Below are 17,668 nucleotides of genomic sequence, written 5' to 3' on the forward strand. Positions count from 1 at the left end.
GACTATCCGAAAACCTCCGCATAACGGCCGGTGATGGTCAAGGACTGCGTCGCACGCGTGAGCGCAACATAGAGGTTGTGCAAACCCTGTGGGGAGGCTGCCACGATGTCATCGGGGTTGACCACCGTGACGTGATCAAACTCGAGGCCTTTGATCTCCTCGACGTTGGCAGCCGTGATCACGGCGCGCAGGCGCCCGTCCTCATCCTGGAATGTCTTCGGCTCCGTATCGGTGGCGTCGTCGTGCCAGACAACGTCAACACCATCGCGCACCGCGATGCTCGGCGTGGCCTCAGGGTTGATTTCTTCCAACAGCCGATTGGCCAATTCCGTAACCGGGCGTGGGGTGCGGTAGTTGACCGTCAACCCGTGCAGTCGGAAGCGCTCTCCAACAAAAGGCTCGAGCGTCTCGCCCCAGTCATCCACACCGGCGGGTGCTCCAGTCTGGGACGTATCGCCCACGAGCGTCATCCATCGCGAGGGGCTACGCCGGAAAATCATGCGCCATTCCATGGGGGTAAGTTCTTGGGCTTCGTCAACGATGACGTGCCCGTAGGCCCACGTGTAGTCTTCGCGGGCCCGCTGGGCGGTGGTGCGGGAATCCCGCACCTCGTGACGGCGAGCGAGGTGCTCGGCGTCGATGACATCGTGCGCAGAGAGGATCTCGGCTTCGAACATGTCATCATCGTTGTCAGTGGAATCAGAGGAGCTCAGGATATCGAGGGCGTCTTCTGCCTCCGCGACCTGTTCGCGCCATTCTTTCTCCTCGGCGGCGCGCTCTGCTTCGGGGTCGGGCATGCCGATGAGGACCGCGAGCTCGTCGAGAAGCGCGGCGTCGGAGGCCGCCCATGACGTACCGTCTTCGCGGTAGAGGGCACCGCGGGTTTCGTCATCATAAGCGTAGGCTGCCGTATCGATTCGTTCGGCGCTACTCAGGAGATTGGCGAGTACCTCGGTAGGCATGAGATGGGGCCAGAACTCGTCGATGAGTTCTGTGACCTGTGGTTCTTCGGCGAGGTCATCGTGGAGCTGATCCACGTCCGCGCGGGAGAGCAGGTTGGCACCTCCCAGCGGGTCAGAACCGATGCGTTCGGCCATCTGCTGGGCCAGAGACTCGATGAGGTGTTCCGCAAATGCCGCTTGAGCGTCGTTGTGCGGCTTGCGCGAGCGTCGCGCGCGGGTACGCGCCGCCTTGACCATAGCTGGGGTGACGGTGAGCTCGAGCCGATCGATCTCCACCGTGCGCGGCTGCTCCGGTAGGCGCTGATAATCCTTGACCGCGTTGCCGAGGATTTCCACCATGGCAGCGGAGCCCTTGATCTCGCGGGCGAGCAAGGACTCCGAGTGAGTAGCCTCGATGCTGGGGAAGAGGGAAGAGATGGTGGAAAGCACGACACCGGTTTCACCAAGGTCCGGGAGCACGCGGGAAATGTATTCCAGGAAGGTGGAGTTGGGGCCCACGATCAGCACGCCCGTGGCGGCGAGCTGATCACGGTAGGTGTAGAGCAGGTAGGCCACGCGGTGCAGTGCAACAGCGGTCTTGCCGGTTCCTGGTCCGCCTTCGACCACCATGACGCCCCGCGTGCTGTCACGGATGATTTCGTCCTGTTCGCGCTGAATGGTCTCCACAATGGAGGGCATGTGCCCGGTGCGGGCGCGCTGCATCACGTGGTGGAGGGCGGACTCGCTTGCGACATCGCTGCTGTCAGCAGAGGATTCTCCCTCCAAGACCTCGTCGCTGATTCCAGTAACCGTGCGCCCAGTGGTCCGGATATGCCGGCGGACATGGACGCCTTCAGGGTGCGCTGTAGTGGCGAGGTAGAAGGGGCGCGCCATCGGCGCACGCCAATCCAGAAGGAGTGTCCGGTAGTTCTCCTCCCTGGCGTCGAGCCCCATGCGGCCGATGTAGCGCCGGTCCAGGCCTTCCGGGGTGGGATTATCACCGGGTGCATCGATGTCGATGCGGCCAAAAACTAAGCCGAGTTGGGAGACGTTGAGGCGATCCAATTTAGCCTGCAGGCCGTGGTACTCGGTCTCTCGCCGAACGAGTGCATCGGCGTCCGGGGTATGCGGATCGACGGCAGCTTGTACTTCGTTCAAGCGCTCGTTGGCCGCTTGAACCTCGTTGTCCAGACGCTCGAAGAGGCCATCGACATATGCTTGCTCGCTAGCTATTTCCGCGCTCTGCTCGTTCGTGTGGGCGCCGGGTTTCCCGGTGTGAGTCGCGGGTGAAGATTCAGACACAAGGCTCCTTGGGTGCGTATGAAGGCTTCTCGTGGACAGACGGGAAGTAAGGGAGATGGGGAAGAGTGGACAGGAAAAAGAACAACGGCCCAGCATACTAGCTGAGCCGTTGTTCTCTCCACCGCGGCGATTGTCGTGGTGTGTTGCGGAGTTATCCGCAGCGAAGGACGGAGAGCTTAGAAGCGGTCACCGAACTTCTTGAAAGCCTTATCCAGCTTCTTGGAGGCTTCCTTCTGCAGCTTCTCGGCGCGCTTGCGAGCCTTCTTCTGGGCACGCTTGCCATCGAGCGAATCTACCTTAGCCAGGGCTTCATCGGCACGATCCTGTGCCTTGCCAGCAGCCTTGACCAGTCCCTTGCGGGCGGTATCGGTGTTGTCACGGGCCGCGTCGAGCCAGTCATCCTTGTTGTCCTCAAAGAACTCGCGTGCCGTCTCAGCGGTGTCCTCGACGAAGGAACGCGCGGAGTCGATGAAGTCACGGCCGGCAGACTCCCAGTCATCGCGGTTGTCCTCGACGTAGTCCTTGGCGGTCTCAAACCAGTCATTGGCCTTGGCCGTGACATCGGAAGAAATCTCGTTTGCGCGATTGGAGAAGTCCTCCGCAAATTTCTGCTGTTCGGACTTGCCCGGCAGCGCCTGCTGAATCTTCTTGTTTGCACGCTCAGAGGCCTTAGCAGCGCGCCACCGCACGGAAGGCTTTCCTTCGGTGTCCTGCGTAACGATGGCGAGGGCACCAAGCAGAGCGGTGTTGGTGATGAAGCTGTTGCGCTGTGCTTCCTTGTCCTTCTTGGAATCCGCGGTCCAGAAAGCATTGCCGACCAGGTTGGGGACGTGCGTCAGCGCGAGCACTGCAGCCGAGGTGCGCGGAGCCTTGCCCAGCGCGAGGCTCGTGCCCGCAGCGGTCTTCGCGCCGCCGAGCGCGCGGGTAACCAGCTCTGGGTCATTGGGGATGTAACCCGCGTATTCGCGGGGCAGCACCTTGCGCAGGCGCTTGAGCACGGACTCGGTGTCCGCGACGTGCTCCGAGGTGTTGCGGAGCGTATCCACACCATCCCAGACAAACACGGAGGCCAGCATAGGACGGGCAAATTTACGAATCATAACGTGCTCCATTCAATAGATCTGTAAAGACGTTCGCCACACCATAGTACGCGCGTTAAACAACTGCTGCTGTGAGCGCAGCAGTTAACACGTAGTTACCAGCGGCGCTCCCACCACTCGTCCATGTGCGGGCGTTCCGCGCCGAGCGTGGTAGGGGCCCCGTGCCCGGGGCGGACAATTGCGTCGTCCGGATAGACGTCAAAGAGCCGCTGCGTGACATCTTTGTAGAGGCGCACGAAGTCACCTTCCGAGGTGGTCTTGCCCACGCCGCCGGGGAAGAGGGAATCACCGACGAAGAGGTTGGTAACGCCATCAATCTCCGCTGCAATTGCTGCTCCGCCCGGGGTGTGTCCGCGCAGGATAATGACGGGCAGATCGTAACCGGCGAAAGGAAGCGTATCGCCATGCTCCAGTTCCACGTCGACGGGCGCGGGCAAAGCAGGGGCATCCAAGAAAGAGGAATAGTGAACGGCACCGGTTTCATTCAAGATTTCTTTGAGTGCGCGTACGTGATCCCAGTGGCGGTGTGTGGTCAGCACCGCGGTGATCTTTACTCCGTGGTCGGCGGCCAAAGCGAGCAGCGCGGGGGCGTCAGCGGAGGCGTCGATAAGCAGCGCCTCGTCACCCGCGCACAGCAGGTAGCAATTGTTGTCCATCTCGGACACGGAAATTTTATGAAGCTCAAGCGCGTTGTTCATAAGTCCAACCATACGGGTACATTCTGAGTGAGAACTCTCTGAACACACATTCTTTTGTGTAGGAAGGCAACAACTAGTGGCTGATCGTTTGGTCGTACGTGGTGCGCGTGAGCACAACCTCAAGGGCGTGGACATCGATATCCCGCGCGATAACCTGGTGGTGTTTACCGGCCTATCGGGCTCAGGCAAGTCCTCACTCGCCTTTGACACCATCTTCGCCGAGGGCCAGCGGCGCTACGTGGAGTCTTTGAGCTCCTACGCGCGCATGTTCCTTGGCCAAATGGATAAGCCTGACGTTGAGTTCATCGACGGTCTATCCCCAGCGGTGTCCATTGACCAAAAGTCCACCAACCATAACCCGCGCTCGACGGTGGGAACCATCACCGAAATCTACGACTACCTGCGTTTGCTTTTCTCGCGTGCGGGCACGCCGCACTGTCCTGAGTGTGACGCCGTCATTGAGCGCCAAACCCCGCAGCAGATTGTTGATGAAGTCTTAAGCCACGAGGAAAAGCTGAAATTCCAGGTCCTCGCACCGGTCGTTCGCCGACGTAAGGGCGAGTTCGTTGACCTCTTTGCTGACCTCGCGGCCCAGGGTTACTCCCGTGTTCGGGTAGATGGGGAGCTTTACCAGCTCAGTGACCCGCCGAAGCTGAAGAAGCAGATCAAGCACGACATCGACGTCGTCGTGGACCGCCTGCAGGTCAAGTCGTCTCAAAAGCAGCGGCTTACGGATTCGGTTGAGACGGCACTACGGTTGGCAGATGGCCTGGTCACCCTTGATTTCGTTGACCGTGAAGAGCTCACCCACACGTATTCGGAGAAGGCTGCCTGCCCCAACGGGCACACCCTGACCATCGAGGAATACGAGCCGCGCGCCTTTTCTTTCAATGCTCCCTTTGGTTCCTGCCCGGTGTGCGATGGCTTGGGCACGCGCCTTGAAGTGGATGTGGATCTGTTGATCCCGGATCCGGATGCCCCGGCTGTCGAAGCCATCCAACCGTGGACGTCGAGCCCCAATGCGCGATATTTTGTCAAACTAGTCGAAGGTCTAGCGAAGGCCCTGGACTTTGATCCTCGCACCCCGGTTTCCGAGCTCACCAAGGAACAACGCCATGCTCTGATCTATGGCACCGATGTGGAAGTCAGCGTGCGCTACAAGAACCGCTATGGCCGCCAGCGCAACTGGTCCGCGCCGTTCGAGGGAGCTATTGGCTTCTTGGAGCGCAAGCTCGATCAGGCGGATTCCGAGTCGCAGAAGGATCGCTTGCTCCAGTACACCCGCCGTGTGCCGTGTAACGCTTGTGACGGTACCCGCCTGAAGCCGGAAATCTTGGCGGTGCGTTTGGCCTCCACCGCGCATGGCGAGCAGTCCATCGCCGGCTTGACGGCACTGTCCATTGAGGAGGCGGCGGAGTTCCTCGATTCTCTCGTGTTGGGCCACCGCGAGGAAATCATTGCTGGTGCTGTGCTCAAGGAGATCCAGGCTCGCCTGCGCTTTCTTCTCGACGTCGGCCTGAACTACCTGACCCTCGACCGCGGCGCCTCCACGCTGTCCGGCGGCGAGGCACAGCGCATTCGCCTCGCCACCCAGATCGGTTCCGGCCTGGCGGGAGTCCTCTACGTGCTGGATGAGCCCTCCATTGGTCTGCACCAGCGCGATAACCAGCGCCTCATCGCCACGTTGAAGCGCCTGCGCGATATCGGAAACACCTTGATTGTGGTGGAACATGATGAGGACACCATTCGGGAAGCGGACTGGCTTGTCGACGTTGGACCGCGGGCCGGCGAATTCGGCGGAACGGTGGTCTATCAGGGCGAGCCCGCCGGCATCGAATCTGTGGAGGAGTCCCTGACGGGGCAGTATCTGTCAGGAAAGAAGAAGCTTGCGGTCCCGGATACGCGCCGTGAGATTGACCCTGAGCGCATGCTCAAGGTGGTCGGCGCGCGCGAGAATAATCTCAAGGGCATTGACGTGGAGATTCCGCTAGGCGTGCTCGTGTGTGTGACAGGCGTGTCCGGCTCCGGTAAATCCACCGTGGTCAACCAGATCTTGGCCAAGACCTTGGCCAACAAACTCAACCGTGCCCGCCAAGTACCCGGTCGCGCCAAGCGCGTGGAGGGCGTGGAACACCTGGACAAGCTGGTGCAGGTCGATCAGAGCCCCATCGGGCGCACCCCGCGCTCGAATCCGGCAACCTACACAGGGGTCTTCGACAAGATCCGTAATCTGTTCGCGGAAACCCAGGAGGCTAAGGTGCGTGGTTACAAGCCGGGCCGGTTCTCCTTCAACGTCAAGGGCGGACGCTGTGAGGCGTGCCAGGGCGACGGCACCATCAAGATCGAGATGAACTTCCTGCCCGATGTTTATGTGCCGTGCGAGGTTTGTGACGGTGCCCGTTATAACCGCGAGACCCTGGAGGTCCTCTACAAGGGCAAAAACATCGCCGAGGTTCTCGACATGCCGATCTCGGAGGCAGCGGAGTTCTTCGAACCCATCACGTCGATCCACCGCTACCTCAACACCTTGGTGGAGGTGGGCCTGGGATATGTCCGCTTGGGTCAGGCCGCCACGACGCTTTCCGGTGGTGAGGCGCAGCGCGTGAAGCTGGCCTCCGAACTCCAAAAGCGAACGAATGGACGCACGGTCTACATCTTGGATGAGCCGACGACCGGACTGCATTTCGAGGACATCCGAAAGCTCATGCTCGTCATTCAAGGCCTGGTTGATAAGGGCAACTCGGTGATCATCATCGAGCACAACCTCGACGTCATTAAGGCCGCCGATTGGATCGTGGACATGGGCCCGGAAGGCGGCTCGGGCGGCGGCACCGTCGTGGCCCAAGGCACGCCAGAAGACGTGGCGCAGGTGGAAGGCTCCTATACGGGAGGGTTCCTCAAGGAGCTGGTGTGATGTTGGGCCACAGAAGTACCCGCACGGCAGCACTAGCCATCAGCATTGCTGCGACAGCCACCATGACGGGGTGTTCCGGCCCAGCGGAAGACACATCGCCGCCGGCTCCCGAAGAATCACCAGGCGTGGAATCGCCCGCCAGCTATGACGTGCGCGCCGAATTACGCGATGTCGTCTCTGAAGTACAGAAGGAGTTCAATGTCCGCGCCGGCGTGGCGGTGGCGGATAGGGGAGGGACTGTCAACGCCGGATTACGCGGTGAAGAGCCTGCGTGGTCGACGGTGAAGGTTCCTATCGCGATTGCCGCGCTGCGCGACGGCGCTAGCCCGGAGCTCGTCGACCTTGCGATTAAGGAATCCGACAATGATGCTGCCTACGCGTTGTGGTCCCACGTGCGATGGACTGAGGGCGATGCTGGGAGCGCAGTAACGGCGCTCTTGGACGAGTATGGTTCGACCGGCGAGTTCGAGGAACCTTTTGGCTACTCCACGTGGCTGCTGGAAGACCAGGCAGAGTTTGGCGCACACTTACCGTGTATTCCGGAAGCAGAACAGGTCTATGACGCAATGGATGACATTGTGGAGTGGCAAGACAACGGATTGGACAAGCTCCCGAACACCCGCGCCAAGGGCGGGTGGGGACTATCCGAGTACGACGACGGTTATACCCACCGCCAAATTGGTGTGCGGGAAACCACCCCATCGGGCTCGAGTAAAGAGTCCACGGTGGGATTGGCCATTGAAGTCACCATGCCGGGTGAGTACGCCGAAGAAGCAATTCCTGCGCTCAACGTTCTTGCTGCTGGAGTGGACCGAGTCGTAACTGAGGCCTTGGAGGCTGGCGCGCTTAAACCGGTGGAGGGCTGCGCACCGCCCACGGCAACGCAGACTGCAGGAACGACATCGGCACGCCGATTTGGTTCCTGAAAAATCAGGTGTTAAAGTAGTGCGCACTACCGCCCGTAGCGCCTCCTCCAGGAGGTACTTGGGCCGCAAGCGGAGTTTCTCCCACCCGAAGCCGCGCCGGACACTAGTTCCGCCGCAGGATAAAGGTTAAGAGTAGGCGCCATACGTTGGCGCGTGCTTGAAAAGAAACTCCCGGATGCCTTTGGCACCGGGATTTATTCGTTTGTGGTCACGGTAGGCACACTACTAGCCCCCACAATCGAGGAGAACCACAATCAGCGCTGAAGCTCGCATTAATGAGCGCATCCGAGTACCCGAGGTCCGTCTTGTTGGCCCCGGTGGTGAACAGGTGGGCATTGTCCGTACAGACGATGCTCGCAAGCTTGCGTACGAAGCCGATCTTGACCTGGTCGAGGTTGCCCCGAACGCTAAGCCGCCCGTAGCCAAGATCATGGATTACGGCAAGTTTAAGTACGAACAGGCTCAGAAGGCCCGCGAGTCCCGTAAGAACCAGCAGCAAACCGTGGTGAAGGAGCAGAAGCTCCGTCCGAAGATTGATGATCACGATTACGAGACCAAAAAGGGCAACGTGGTGCGCTTCCTGGAGAAGGGCTCCAAGGTCAAGGTGACCATCATGTTCCGTGGCCGCGAGCAATCGCGTCCGGAGCTGGGTTTCCGCCTGCTGGAGCGTTTGGCTGACGATGTCGCAGAGGTCGGCGTCGTGGAGTCGCGCCCCAAGCAGGATGGTCGCAATATGACCATGGTCCTTGGGCCCGTCCGCAAAGGCAAGAAGTAGACCACGCTCCACTTAGGATTTAAGGATTTAATTCTCATGAAGCAGAAGACTCACAAGGGCACCGCCAAGCGCATCAAGGTGACCGGCTCCGGCAAGCTGCGTCGCGAGCAGGCTAACCGCCGCCACCTCCTGGAAGGCAAGCCTTCCAAGCGCACCCGTCGCCTGAAGGGCACCGAGGACGTCGCCAAGGCAGACACCAAGCGCGTCAAACGCCTTCTCGGCCGCGCATAGTCAGCGCCGAAACTCCCATCCCCACACACTCACAATCAAGATAAGGAAGTATTACTGTGGCACGAGTAAAGCGCTCAGTTAACGCCAAGAAGAAGCGTCGCGCGATCCTGAAGTCCGCTAAGGGCTACCGCGGCCAGCGCTCCCGCCTCTACCGTAAGGCCAAGGAGCAGTGGCTGCACTCCATGACTTACGCTTACCGCGACCGTCGCGCCCGTAAGTCTGAATTCCGCAAGTTGTGGATCCAGCGCATCAATGCTGCCGCTCGTATGAACGACATCACCTACAACCGCCTCATCCACGGCCTGCGCCTGGCTGAGATCGAGGTCGACCGCAAGATTCTCGCTGAACTTGCCGTCAACGACTTCGAGGCTTTCTCCGCACTGTGCGAGGCCGCCAAGGCCGCACTGCCGGAGGACGTTAACGCACCGAAGGCTGCGTAAGCGTCGAGCGTAGAAACGTCACGAACCCACCGCCCTCTTATGGAGGACCGGTGGGTTTCTTGTTGTGGGGAGTAGCACCCGCTAGGTCGGCGGGCGTACTGCTCCTCTTTGTGGTTTGTGTTACATTGCTCGTTGTTGTGTAAATCAAGGTAGCCGTTGGCTTCTGGGCCTGCCCTAGGGGCACATGGTGCGAAGGAGAGATAGTTATGACCAACCCGAATAGCGCGTATCAGCCCAATGGCGATGCTTATGGCGGTGGCTCTTATGGCGGACAGTCGCAGCAGTCGAACCCCTTCGGATCATCCAGTGATCAGTACGGTTACAGCTCGGCTCCGTATGGCGGTTCGCAGCAGTCCCAGAATCTGCCCGCACAGCAGGATGCATACCAGTCAAACTATGGCCAGCAGCCACACCCGGGCGGCGAGCAGAAGTCATGGTTGGTAGCGCTGCTCCTGTGCTTCTTCTTGGGCGAATTGGGGGTTCATAACTTCTATATTGGTCGCACGCAGCGCGGCATGTGGCAGTTGGGCCTTGCAATCGTAGGATTCGTTACCTCTTTTATCCTCATTGGCTTTATCCTCATCGGTGCCTTAGTGATCTGGAAGTGGGTCGAGCTCGTATTCATCGCCGGTGGTTTATCTGGCTTTGATAAGGACGCCGACGGAGTTCCGCTAAAGAAATAAAGCCCACCCGTATCCGCGTAGATGACGTGGAGACCAACCGTCCCGCTACCCACTCAAACTTGCTGGGGGAGCGGGACTTTTCAATGTCTGGTTCGGTGGGTACCGTCAAATGCATGAATCTGGATTTTTCCTCTGCCTTTACTGAACGCACGCCGCGCGTGGTTAATGCCGCCAAATTGCACCGGGCGGCCAGCCGCCGAAAGGCGGAGCGTTTCATCATTGAGGGCGAAAACGCCGTGGACGCGGCCGTGTCCACCGGTGCCGCTACGGATGTTTTCGTGACGGAGAAGGCCGCCGAGCGCTTTGCACACATTGTTCAAGCCTGCGGCTACATGGACGTGTATGTGCATCCCATTACGGATAAGGCGGCAAAGCACCTGTCTGACACCGCCACGAGCACCGGGCTCTTTGCCGTGTGCCGCCCAGTGTTGTGGACCGCCGGGAAGATTTTGGCCGGCAAGCCGAAGCTGGTGTCGGTTCCTGTCTTGACGGCGGAGCCGGGCAACGCGGGAACACTGATCAGGACCTCGGATGCCATGGGCGCCGATGGCGTCATCTTTGCCGGGGAAACCGTGGATCCCTTGGGCTGTAAGGTGGCGCGCGCGTCGGCCGGATCGCTTTTCCATGTGCCCGTAGCCCGAGACCCCAACATCAAGGATGTACTGGGCAAGCTGCGCTCCTCTGGTCTGCAAGTGTTGGCTACGGCAGCCGACGGCGAGGTGGACCTCGCCGATGCGGACCTGTCCCAGCCCACCGCGTGGCTTTTTGGCAATGAGGCGCACGGCCTGGGTGATTTGCAGGATGAGGCGGACATGCGTGTGCGCATCCCGATTCTTGGCCGAGCGGAATCTCTGAACCTTGCTACGGCCGCCAGCATTTGCCTCTATGAGTCTGCGAAGCAGCAGAGCAGCTAGCGCCGCCGACGTGCCAGGGTTGGTGGCCACAGAAGTCAGGCGGCACGGTAAGATAGCTCGCGTTAGTTTTTGTGCGAGAAGAAGGTAATCAAGGCACGTGTCCGATACACCTCAGATCGAATTGACCGAAGAGGCCCTCGAGGCCGCCGCGCAGAAGGCCATCGCCGCCTTCGAAGCTGCAACCAGCCTCGACGAGCTCACCTCCGCCCGTCGCGAGCACCTTGGTGATAGCGGCTATATCCCGCAGGCCCGCCAATCGCTCGGACAGCTGCCGAAGAATCAGCGCAAGGATGCTGGACGCGCAGTGAACATGGCCCGCGGCAAGGTGGAAAAGCGCTTTGCCCAGATTCGTGAAGTGCTGGAGCAGGAGGCCCGCGCCGCGCAGCTGAAGGCGGAGAAGGTCGATGTCACCGTCCCTACCACCCGCGCGCAGACCGGTGCCCTGCACCCCATCACAGCGCTGTCGGAGCGCATCGCGGACATCTTTGTGGGCATGGGATGGGAAATCGCCGAAGGACCAGAGGTAGAGGCGGAGTACTTTAACTTCGACGCTCTGAACTTCAAGCCCGACCACCCAGCCCGCACCTTGCAGGACACGTTCCACGTGGGCAAGGAAGGTTCCAAGCAGGTGCTGCGTACCCATACATCCCCGGTGCAGGTGCGCACGATGCTCGACCGCGATGTCCCGCTCTACATTGCCTGCCCGGGCCGTGTTTTCCGTACCGATGAGCTCGATGCCACCCACACTCCTGTCTTCCACCAGGTGGAAGGCCTTGCCGTGGACAAGGGGCTGACCATGGCTCATCTTCGCGGCACCTTGGAGCACTTGGCCAAGGTTCTCTTCGGCCCGGAGACTACCACCCGCATGCGCGTGAACTACTTCCCGTTTACCGAGCCCTCCGCTGAGGTCGATGTCTGGTTCCCCAACAAGAAGGGCGGCGCCGGCTGGATCGAGTGGGGAGGCTGCGGCATGGTCAACCCCAACGTCCTGCGTGCGGTAGGCATTGACCCCGAGGAATACACCGGTTTCGCTTTCGGCATGGGCCTCGAGCGCACCCTGCAGTTCCGCAATGGTCTGACCGATATGCGCGACATGGTCGAAGGCGATGTCCGCTTCACCCTGCCATTTGGCGTGCAGGCATAGGAACCCAGAGAAAGGATAGAAAGAAAAATGCTTATTTCCCAAGACTGGGTTACCCGAATTCTGGGCAACGCTAATTCCGGCTGGACCGTGTCCTCTGAGGAACTGGACTCTGGCTTTGTCCGCGTAGGTTTTGAAACCGAGGGCTACGAGGCCCTTCCGGAAACCACGGGCCCGCTGGTTATCGGTCAGGTTGTAGAGATCGAAGAGCTCACCCAGTTCAAGAAACCAATTCGCTATTGCCAGGTCAACGTTGGCCAGGCCAATGGGACGGGGGAGCTGCAGGGCATTATCTGCGGCGCCCGCAACTTCCGCCTCAACGACTACGTCGTGGTCTCCCTTCCGGGTGCTGAGCTGCCGGGAGGATTCAAGATTGCCGCCCGCGAGACCTACGACCATATCTCCAACGGAATGATGTGCTCCGCAGCTGAGCTGGGCTTCGGCCCCAAGGCAGACGGCATCATCGTGCTAGGGGAGGAGGTTGCCGACAAGATTGGTGAGGACGCCCGCCCCCTTATTGGGCTGTCCGATACCGTCTTCGACGTCAACATCACCCCGGATCGTGGCTATGCCTTGTCTGCGCGTGGCCTGACGCGTGAAATTGCCTCCGCATTTGATCTCACTTTCCCCGACGTGGCGCAGGATCCGAGCGTGGCTGGCATCGACACCTCCGTCGTGCCGGCTCCGGAGGGCACGCTTATCGACGTTGACCTGAGGGAGGAAACCAAGGCGCAGCGATTTGGTCTGCGCAAGGTGACCGGTATTGACCCGGCAGCGCGTACCCCGTTCTGGATGGAGCGCGAGCTCATGCTCTCCGGTCAGCGCGCCGTCAACGTGGCTACCGACGTCACGAACTACGTCATGCTGCTTCTGGGCGCGCCGATGCACGCCTTTGACGCCGACGTGATCAAGGGCAACCTCGTTGTGCGCAATGCCAACGAGGGCGAGAAGTTCGAGACCCTCGACCACGTCAAGCGGGAGCTTTCGGAGGGCGACGTGGTCATCTGCGATGACAACGGTATCCAATCCTTGGCGGGCGTCATGGGTGGCACCACCTCCGAAATTTCTGACGAGACGACTGATGTCTACTTCGAGTCGGCCATTTGGGATCCGATCACCGTGGCCCGCACATCCCGCCGCCACAAGCTCTCCTCGGAGGCTTCTCGCCGTTTCGAGCGCGGAGTAGATCCGGCCATCGTTGAGGTAGCGCTGGACGTGGCGTGCGTGCTGCTTCAGCAGATTGCTGGCGGCACGATCGAGGCTGGGCGGACGCTCGTGGGAGACGTCGCCAAGCGCGAGTCCATCTCCCTGCGCGCTGCCAAGCCCAGCGAGTACGCCGGCGTGGACTACTCCCAGGAGACCGTGGTGAAGCGCCTCACGGAGGTCGGCTGCGAGGTCTCCGGTGAGGAGGAGCTCTCCGTCATCCCCGCCTCCTGGCGCACGGACATCGAAATGGACGTTGATCTCATTGAGGAGATCCTGCGCCTGGAAGGGCTGGAAGACATTCCGACCATCCTGCCCACCCCGGTGGGCGGTCGCGGCCTAACTCCGGCGCAGAAGCGTCGCCGTGCGATCGGACATGGGTTGGCCTATGCGGGCTACGCCGAGGTCCTCCCGTCGCCGTTCATCGCGAACGACACCTTTGATACCTGGGGCTTGGACAAGGAGGATGCGCGCCGCCAGACCGTGGCCGTGCAGAATCCGCTCGAGTCAGACAAGGCGATCCTGTCCACGACGTTGCTGCCCAATCTCCTTGAGGCTATCGCCCGCAACGTTGCCCGTGGCCGCAGTGATCTGGCCTTGTTCGGCCTCCAGCAGGTGGCCTTCAAGCGCGCTGATTCTTCTCCCATGCCGTCGGTGGAGTCGCGCCCAGAGGAGTCAATGGTCGCCGATCTCCTTGGGTCTTTGCCGCTCCAGCCGTTGCACGTAGCCACGGTGGCCACCGGAAACATTGAACACGAAGGGCCGTGGGGAGCGGGCCGCGCCTACAGCTACGCGGATGCTATTGAGTCTGCGCGCCAGGTTGCTCGTTCCGCTGGCGTGGACATCGCAGTGAAGGCAGCTGAGCAGCTGCCGTGGCACCCGGGCCGCTGTGCTGCAATCGTTCTCGCAAGCGATGAGGAGACGGTCGTTGGCTACGCGGGTGAGCTGCACCCGCAGGTCCTTGAGGCCTTGGAGCTGCCAGCACGCACGTGTGCGATGGAGCTCGATGTGTCAGCCCTGCCGCTGGATGAGAAGTTCCCCGCCCCCGTGCTGTCTTCCTTCCCGGCTTTGCACCAGGACATCGCTTTGGTGGTGGACGAGGAAACCCCGGCGGAGACGGTTCGCCGTGTGGTCGAGGAGGGTGCTGGTGATCTCCTCGAGTCCGTGGAGCTTTTCGATGTCTTCCGTGGCGAGCAGCTCGGCGAAGGAAAGAAGTCCCTAGCCTTCCAGCTTCTCTTCCGTGCTGGTGACCGCACTCTGACTGATGAAGAGGCCAACGAGCATCGCCTCGCCGCTGCGGAGTTGGCCAAGCAGCGCCTTGGCGCACAGATGCGCGCCTAAGACTCTGCTGCTTCGCTAGTGCTTCGTTAGTGCTCCAAGCCCGGTTAGCCCTGTGGGAGGTTAGCCGGGCTTTTGTTTAGCCGGGTTTGCGCGCGTTGGGGCAGGTGCTGATGTGGGGAGAGATCCCCTAGCGCTGGAAGGGGTGTGCTCTGCCTCATAACCTCAAGGGTGCAGCAAAGGTGCTGAGTTTCCAGACCAAGCCACACCGAAAGGATTGTTCACACCATGCGTCTTTTTTCTCGTCTCACAGCCACCGCCGCCGTTGTCGGCGCACTGACCATCGCCCCACACGCCTCCGCTGACTTGTCCCAAGGTTTCTCCAACGCCGATGGCACCGTCAACTGTGAAGCTTCGAACATCGAAGGAACCTACGTCGCGTGCCTGTCCGAAGGGGCACGGGCCACTAGCCCGCAGTGCAACCCGCCGGGCCGGTTGGCGCCGCGCTTTTTCTACCACGCAGGTCGCTCCAAGGCTGACTGCTTCAACCAGGGGCTGACAACCACGAGCTTCAAGCGCCTGCAGCCCGGCCAGGTTCACCAGTTCAATGAGGTTGTAGCCATCGCGGATGCCCAGGGCGGTATCCACTTCGTCGGCCCGCATGGCTACCTAGGCTATGCAGGAAAGACCGCCGTATCGGGTGCGGAGGGACTGGGGAACGTCTCGTCCCGCGTCATGTAAACCTTCCTGAACCCTACTTTTCCTCACCTGTGCGCCGAGCTCTTCGGCGCATTTTTTCTGAATAACATACGGCGGAATGCATTATTTGCTAGAGTAGCTGCATGACTATTTCAGTAGCAATCGCCGGAGCTACGGGCTATGCAGGTGGCGAAATCCTCCGTCTCTTGCTGTCGCACCCAGCGTACCTCTCCGGGGAGTTGCGCATCGGCGCGCTCACCGGGCACTCCAACGCAGGTCAGCGAGTATCTGAGCTCATGCCGCACCTGCCGCAACTGGCGGACCGCGTCATCGAGGACACCACGCCGGAGATTCTAGCTGGCCATGACATCGTTTTCCTCGGTTTGCCGCACGGGCACTCCGCGGAGATCGGCCGCCAGCTGGGGGAGTCCGTCACGGTGATTGACTGCGCAGCTGACTTCCGCTTGCGTAGCAAGGAAGACTGGGACGCGTTTTATGGTGGTGAGTACGCCGGTGCTTGGCCTTATGGAATCCCGGAGGTTCCCGGCAACCGTGAGCAGCTTAAAGGCAGCAACCGCGTTGCCGTTCCTGGTTGTTTTCCCACCACGATTACCCTGGGTGCGCTGCCGGCCGTGGCGCAGGATCTGATTGAGCCAGATCTGTCGGTGATAGCAATCACCGGGGTGTCCGGGGCAGGCAAGAAGGCCTCCGTGGCACAGCTAGGTGCGGAAACTATGGGCAACCTCAAAGCCTATAAGCCAGGCGGGACACACCGGCATACCCCGGAGGTCCTGCAAAACCTACAGCCTTTTACGCAGCAACCGGTGTCTGTGAGTTTCACTCCGGTGCTGGCGCCGCTGCCGCGTGGCATTCTGGCGACGATTACGGCGCCGTTGAAGGGGGACGTCGACAAGCGCACAGTCGCCGAGGCCTTCCGTGACTTTTATGCTGATGAACCATTCTGCCTCGTCCTGCCTGAGGGCCAACAGCCAGAAACGCAAAACGTGGTGGGCAGCAACATGGTCCATATCCAAGCACACGTGGATGAGCGCGCCCGCCGTCTCGTGATTACCGCGGCTCTGGACAACCTGTGCAAGGGCACCGCCGGCGCTGCTGTCCAGTGCATGAACCTGACTTTGGGATGGGAAGAAACCCTGGGCCTTCCACAGGCAGCAGTTGCCCCTTAAGGGGCACCCCTACTTTCCCAAGCGTTCCGCACCGCCTTCTTCAACTCACTTCCACACGAACTAGGAGAAACTCGACATGATTACCGCCCCTGCAGGATTCCTGGCTGGCGCCACGACAGCCGGAATCAAGCCCTCCGGAAAACCCGACATGGCCCTCGTAGTTAACCAGGGTCCTAATTTCGACGCCGCTGCGGTCTTCACGCGCAACCGCGTGGTGGCCGCACCCGTAAAGCTTTCCCGCGAAGCAGTTGCGGACGGCACTATTCAGGCCGTCATTTATAACTCCGGCAACGCGAATGCCTGCAACGGCGAACAAGGAGACAAGGATGCCGCGGCGATTGTGGAAGCCACCGCTGAGCACACGGGTATCCCCGCCGCTAACATCGCGGCGTGCTCGACGGGACTTATTGGAGAGCTCCTTCCCATGGATAAGGCATTGGCTGGCGTCGAAGTGGTTGCCGGGAATCTTGGCACGGATGCAGCTCACGGTCTGGCCGCGGCGGAGGCCATCATGACCACCGACACCGTAGCTAAAGAAGCACTCATTGAGGCTGAGGGCTGGAGCATGGGTGCGATGGGCAAGGGCGTGGGCATGATGGCGCCGTCACTGGCCACCATGCTGGTGTGCATCACCACCGACGCTGTTGCCTCCTCCGAAGCCTTGCACTCGGCGCTGCAGGCAGCGAGTGATCAGACTTTCAATACGCTCGATGTGGACGGCTCCACATCGACGAATGACACGGTCATTATCATGGCTTCCGGTGCTTCCGGGAAAGAACCTAGCCAGGAGGAGTTGGATGCTGCGGTTCTCGCGGTGTGCGCCGATATCGCGGATCAGCTTCAAGCCGACGCCGAGGGCGTGACCAAGCGCGTGAAGATCATCGTGGAAGGCACCGCTACCGATGAGCAGGCGCTCAACGCCGCGCGCACTTTGGGCCGCGACAACCTCTTCAAGTGCGCCATGTTCGGATCGGACCCGAACTGGGGCCGCGTGCTCGCCGCCGTAGGAATGGCGGATGCTGAGATGGATCCGGACAACATCTCCGTGTTCTTCAATGACCAAGCAGTGTGCGTCGGTTCCACTGGTGCGCCCGGCGCGCGCGACGTTGATCTTTCCGGGGCTGATATTGATGTGCGCGTGGACTTGGGCACCGGGGGAACCGGCACAGCTTTCGTCCGCACCACCGACCTGTCTCATGACTACGTGGAGATTAACTCCGCGTACAGCTCTTAAGA

15 protein-coding genes are annotated in these 17,668 nt (G+C 60.7%); 12 read left to right on the plus strand and 3 right to left on the minus strand.

Translation table 11 applies throughout. The annotated features are described in order from the left end of the window. Nucleotides 1-2: 2 nt before the first annotated feature. From HMPREF2635_RS04220 to HMPREF2635_RS04230, 3 genes are all read right to left on the minus strand, one after another. Nucleotides 3-2,243 (minus strand): HelD family protein, encoded by a 2,241-nt coding sequence (locus tag HMPREF2635_RS04220; protein ID WP_070545659.1) that lies wholly within the window; start codon nucleotides 2,241-2,243, stop codon nucleotides 3-5. A gap of 176 nt (nucleotides 2,244-2,419) precedes the next feature. After that, nucleotides 2,420-3,343: a DoxX family protein gene (locus HMPREF2635_RS04225; protein WP_070545661.1), complete on the minus strand. Its 924-nt coding sequence runs from the start codon at nucleotides 3,341-3,343 to the stop codon at nucleotides 2,420-2,422. Between the two features lie 95 nt (nucleotides 3,344-3,438). Beyond that, entirely contained in the window at nucleotides 3,439-4,041 is a 603-nt protein-coding gene (locus HMPREF2635_RS04230) for an MBL fold metallo-hydrolase (protein WP_070545664.1), read from the minus strand. Nucleotides 4,042-4,117: 76 nt separating this feature from the next. On the opposite strand from HMPREF2635_RS04230, the gene uvrA reads away from it, so the two are divergent. The 12 genes from uvrA to argJ all read left to right on the plus strand — a co-directional run bounded on the left by uvrA (nucleotide 4,118) and on the right by argJ (nucleotide 17,666). After that, nucleotides 4,118-6,955, plus strand: a complete 2,838-nt coding sequence (uvrA, locus tag HMPREF2635_RS04235; RefSeq protein ID WP_070545667.1) for an excinuclease ABC subunit UvrA — start codon at nucleotides 4,118-4,120, stop codon at nucleotides 6,953-6,955. Continuing rightward, entirely contained in the window at nucleotides 6,955-7,881 is a 927-nt protein-coding gene (locus tag HMPREF2635_RS04240) for a serine hydrolase (RefSeq protein WP_239663583.1), read from the plus strand. Before uvrA ends, HMPREF2635_RS04240 begins: the two co-directional genes overlap by 1 nt. 253 nt (nucleotides 7,882-8,134) lie before the next feature. Continuing rightward, entirely contained in the window at nucleotides 8,135-8,656 is a 522-nt protein-coding gene (gene infC / locus HMPREF2635_RS04245; RefSeq protein WP_080975058.1) for a translation initiation factor IF-3, read from the plus strand. 36 nt (nucleotides 8,657-8,692) lie between these two features. After that, on the plus strand, nucleotides 8,693-8,887 hold the full coding sequence (gene rpmI, locus HMPREF2635_RS04250; protein ID WP_010190075.1) for a 50S ribosomal protein L35: 195 nt from the start codon (nucleotides 8,693-8,695) through the stop codon (nucleotides 8,885-8,887). Between the two features lie 56 nt (nucleotides 8,888-8,943). Then, a complete protein-coding gene (rplT, locus tag HMPREF2635_RS04255; protein WP_005323264.1) occupies nucleotides 8,944-9,327 on the plus strand; it encodes a 50S ribosomal protein L20 in 384 nt (127 codons plus the stop codon). A 206-nt stretch (nucleotides 9,328-9,533) separates the two neighbouring features. Next, entirely contained in the window at nucleotides 9,534-10,010 is a 477-nt protein-coding gene (locus tag HMPREF2635_RS04260; RefSeq protein WP_053089068.1) for a TM2 domain-containing protein, read from the plus strand. Nucleotides 10,011-10,123: 113 nt separating this feature from the next. Beyond that, entirely contained in the window at nucleotides 10,124-10,924 is an 801-nt protein-coding gene (locus HMPREF2635_RS04265) for a TrmH family RNA methyltransferase (protein WP_046648591.1), read from the plus strand. 97 nt (nucleotides 10,925-11,021) lie between these two features. Then, on the plus strand, nucleotides 11,022-12,068 hold the full coding sequence (pheS, locus tag HMPREF2635_RS04270; protein ID WP_070545670.1) for a phenylalanine--tRNA ligase subunit alpha: 1,047 nt from the start codon (nucleotides 11,022-11,024) through the stop codon (nucleotides 12,066-12,068). Between the two features lie 27 nt (nucleotides 12,069-12,095). Next, complete coding sequence (gene pheT / locus HMPREF2635_RS04275) at nucleotides 12,096-14,609, plus strand: phenylalanine--tRNA ligase subunit beta (RefSeq protein ID WP_070545673.1); 2,514 nt, start codon at nucleotides 12,096-12,098, stop codon at nucleotides 14,607-14,609. A gap of 225 nt (nucleotides 14,610-14,834) precedes the next feature. After that, nucleotides 14,835-15,287: a hypothetical protein gene (locus HMPREF2635_RS04280; protein WP_070545676.1), complete on the plus strand. Its 453-nt coding sequence runs from the start codon at nucleotides 14,835-14,837 to the stop codon at nucleotides 15,285-15,287. Between the two features lie 101 nt (nucleotides 15,288-15,388). Continuing rightward, nucleotides 15,389-16,432: an N-acetyl-gamma-glutamyl-phosphate reductase gene (argC, locus tag HMPREF2635_RS04285; RefSeq protein WP_070545679.1), complete on the plus strand. Its 1,044-nt coding sequence runs from the start codon at nucleotides 15,389-15,391 to the stop codon at nucleotides 16,430-16,432. Nucleotides 16,433-16,508: 76 nt separating this feature from the next. Continuing rightward, a complete protein-coding gene (gene argJ / locus HMPREF2635_RS04290; RefSeq protein ID WP_070545682.1) occupies nucleotides 16,509-17,666 on the plus strand; it encodes a bifunctional glutamate N-acetyltransferase/amino-acid acetyltransferase ArgJ in 1,158 nt (385 codons plus the stop codon). Nucleotides 17,667-17,668 lie beyond the last annotated feature (2 nt).

Origin of the sequence: Corynebacterium sp. HMSC035E02, assembly GCF_001836065.1 — a bacterium.
In the GTDB taxonomy this organism is placed as follows: Bacteria; Actinomycetota; Actinomycetes; order Mycobacteriales; family Mycobacteriaceae; genus Corynebacterium; species Corynebacterium hiratae.

Coding starts and splice junctions, on each gene's coding strand:
- HMPREF2635_RS04240 (WP_239663583.1), top strand. CDS start 6,955: ATGTTGGGCCACAGAAGTACCCGCACGGCAGCACTAGCCATCAGCATT.
- HMPREF2635_RS04280 (WP_070545676.1), top strand. CDS start 14,835: ATGCGTCTTTTTTCTCGTCTCACAGCCACCGCCGCCGTTGTCGGCGCA.
- HMPREF2635_RS04265 (WP_046648591.1), top strand. CDS start 10,124: ATGAATCTGGATTTTTCCTCTGCCTTTACTGAACGCACGCCGCGCGTG.
- argC (WP_070545679.1), top strand. CDS start 15,389: ATGACTATTTCAGTAGCAATCGCCGGAGCTACGGGCTATGCAGGTGGC.
- argJ (WP_070545682.1), top strand. CDS start 16,509: ATGATTACCGCCCCTGCAGGATTCCTGGCTGGCGCCACGACAGCCGGA.
- rpmI (WP_010190075.1), top strand. CDS start 8,693: ATGAAGCAGAAGACTCACAAGGGCACCGCCAAGCGCATCAAGGTGACC.
- HMPREF2635_RS04230 (WP_070545664.1), bottom strand. CDS start 4,041: ATGAACAACGCGCTTGAGCTTCATAAAATTTCCGTGTCCGAGATGGAC.
- pheT (WP_070545673.1), top strand. CDS start 12,096: ATGCTTATTTCCCAAGACTGGGTTACCCGAATTCTGGGCAACGCTAAT.
- HMPREF2635_RS04260 (WP_053089068.1), top strand. CDS start 9,534: ATGACCAACCCGAATAGCGCGTATCAGCCCAATGGCGATGCTTATGGC.
- HMPREF2635_RS04225 (WP_070545661.1), bottom strand. CDS start 3,343: ATGATTCGTAAATTTGCCCGTCCTATGCTGGCCTCCGTGTTTGTCTGG.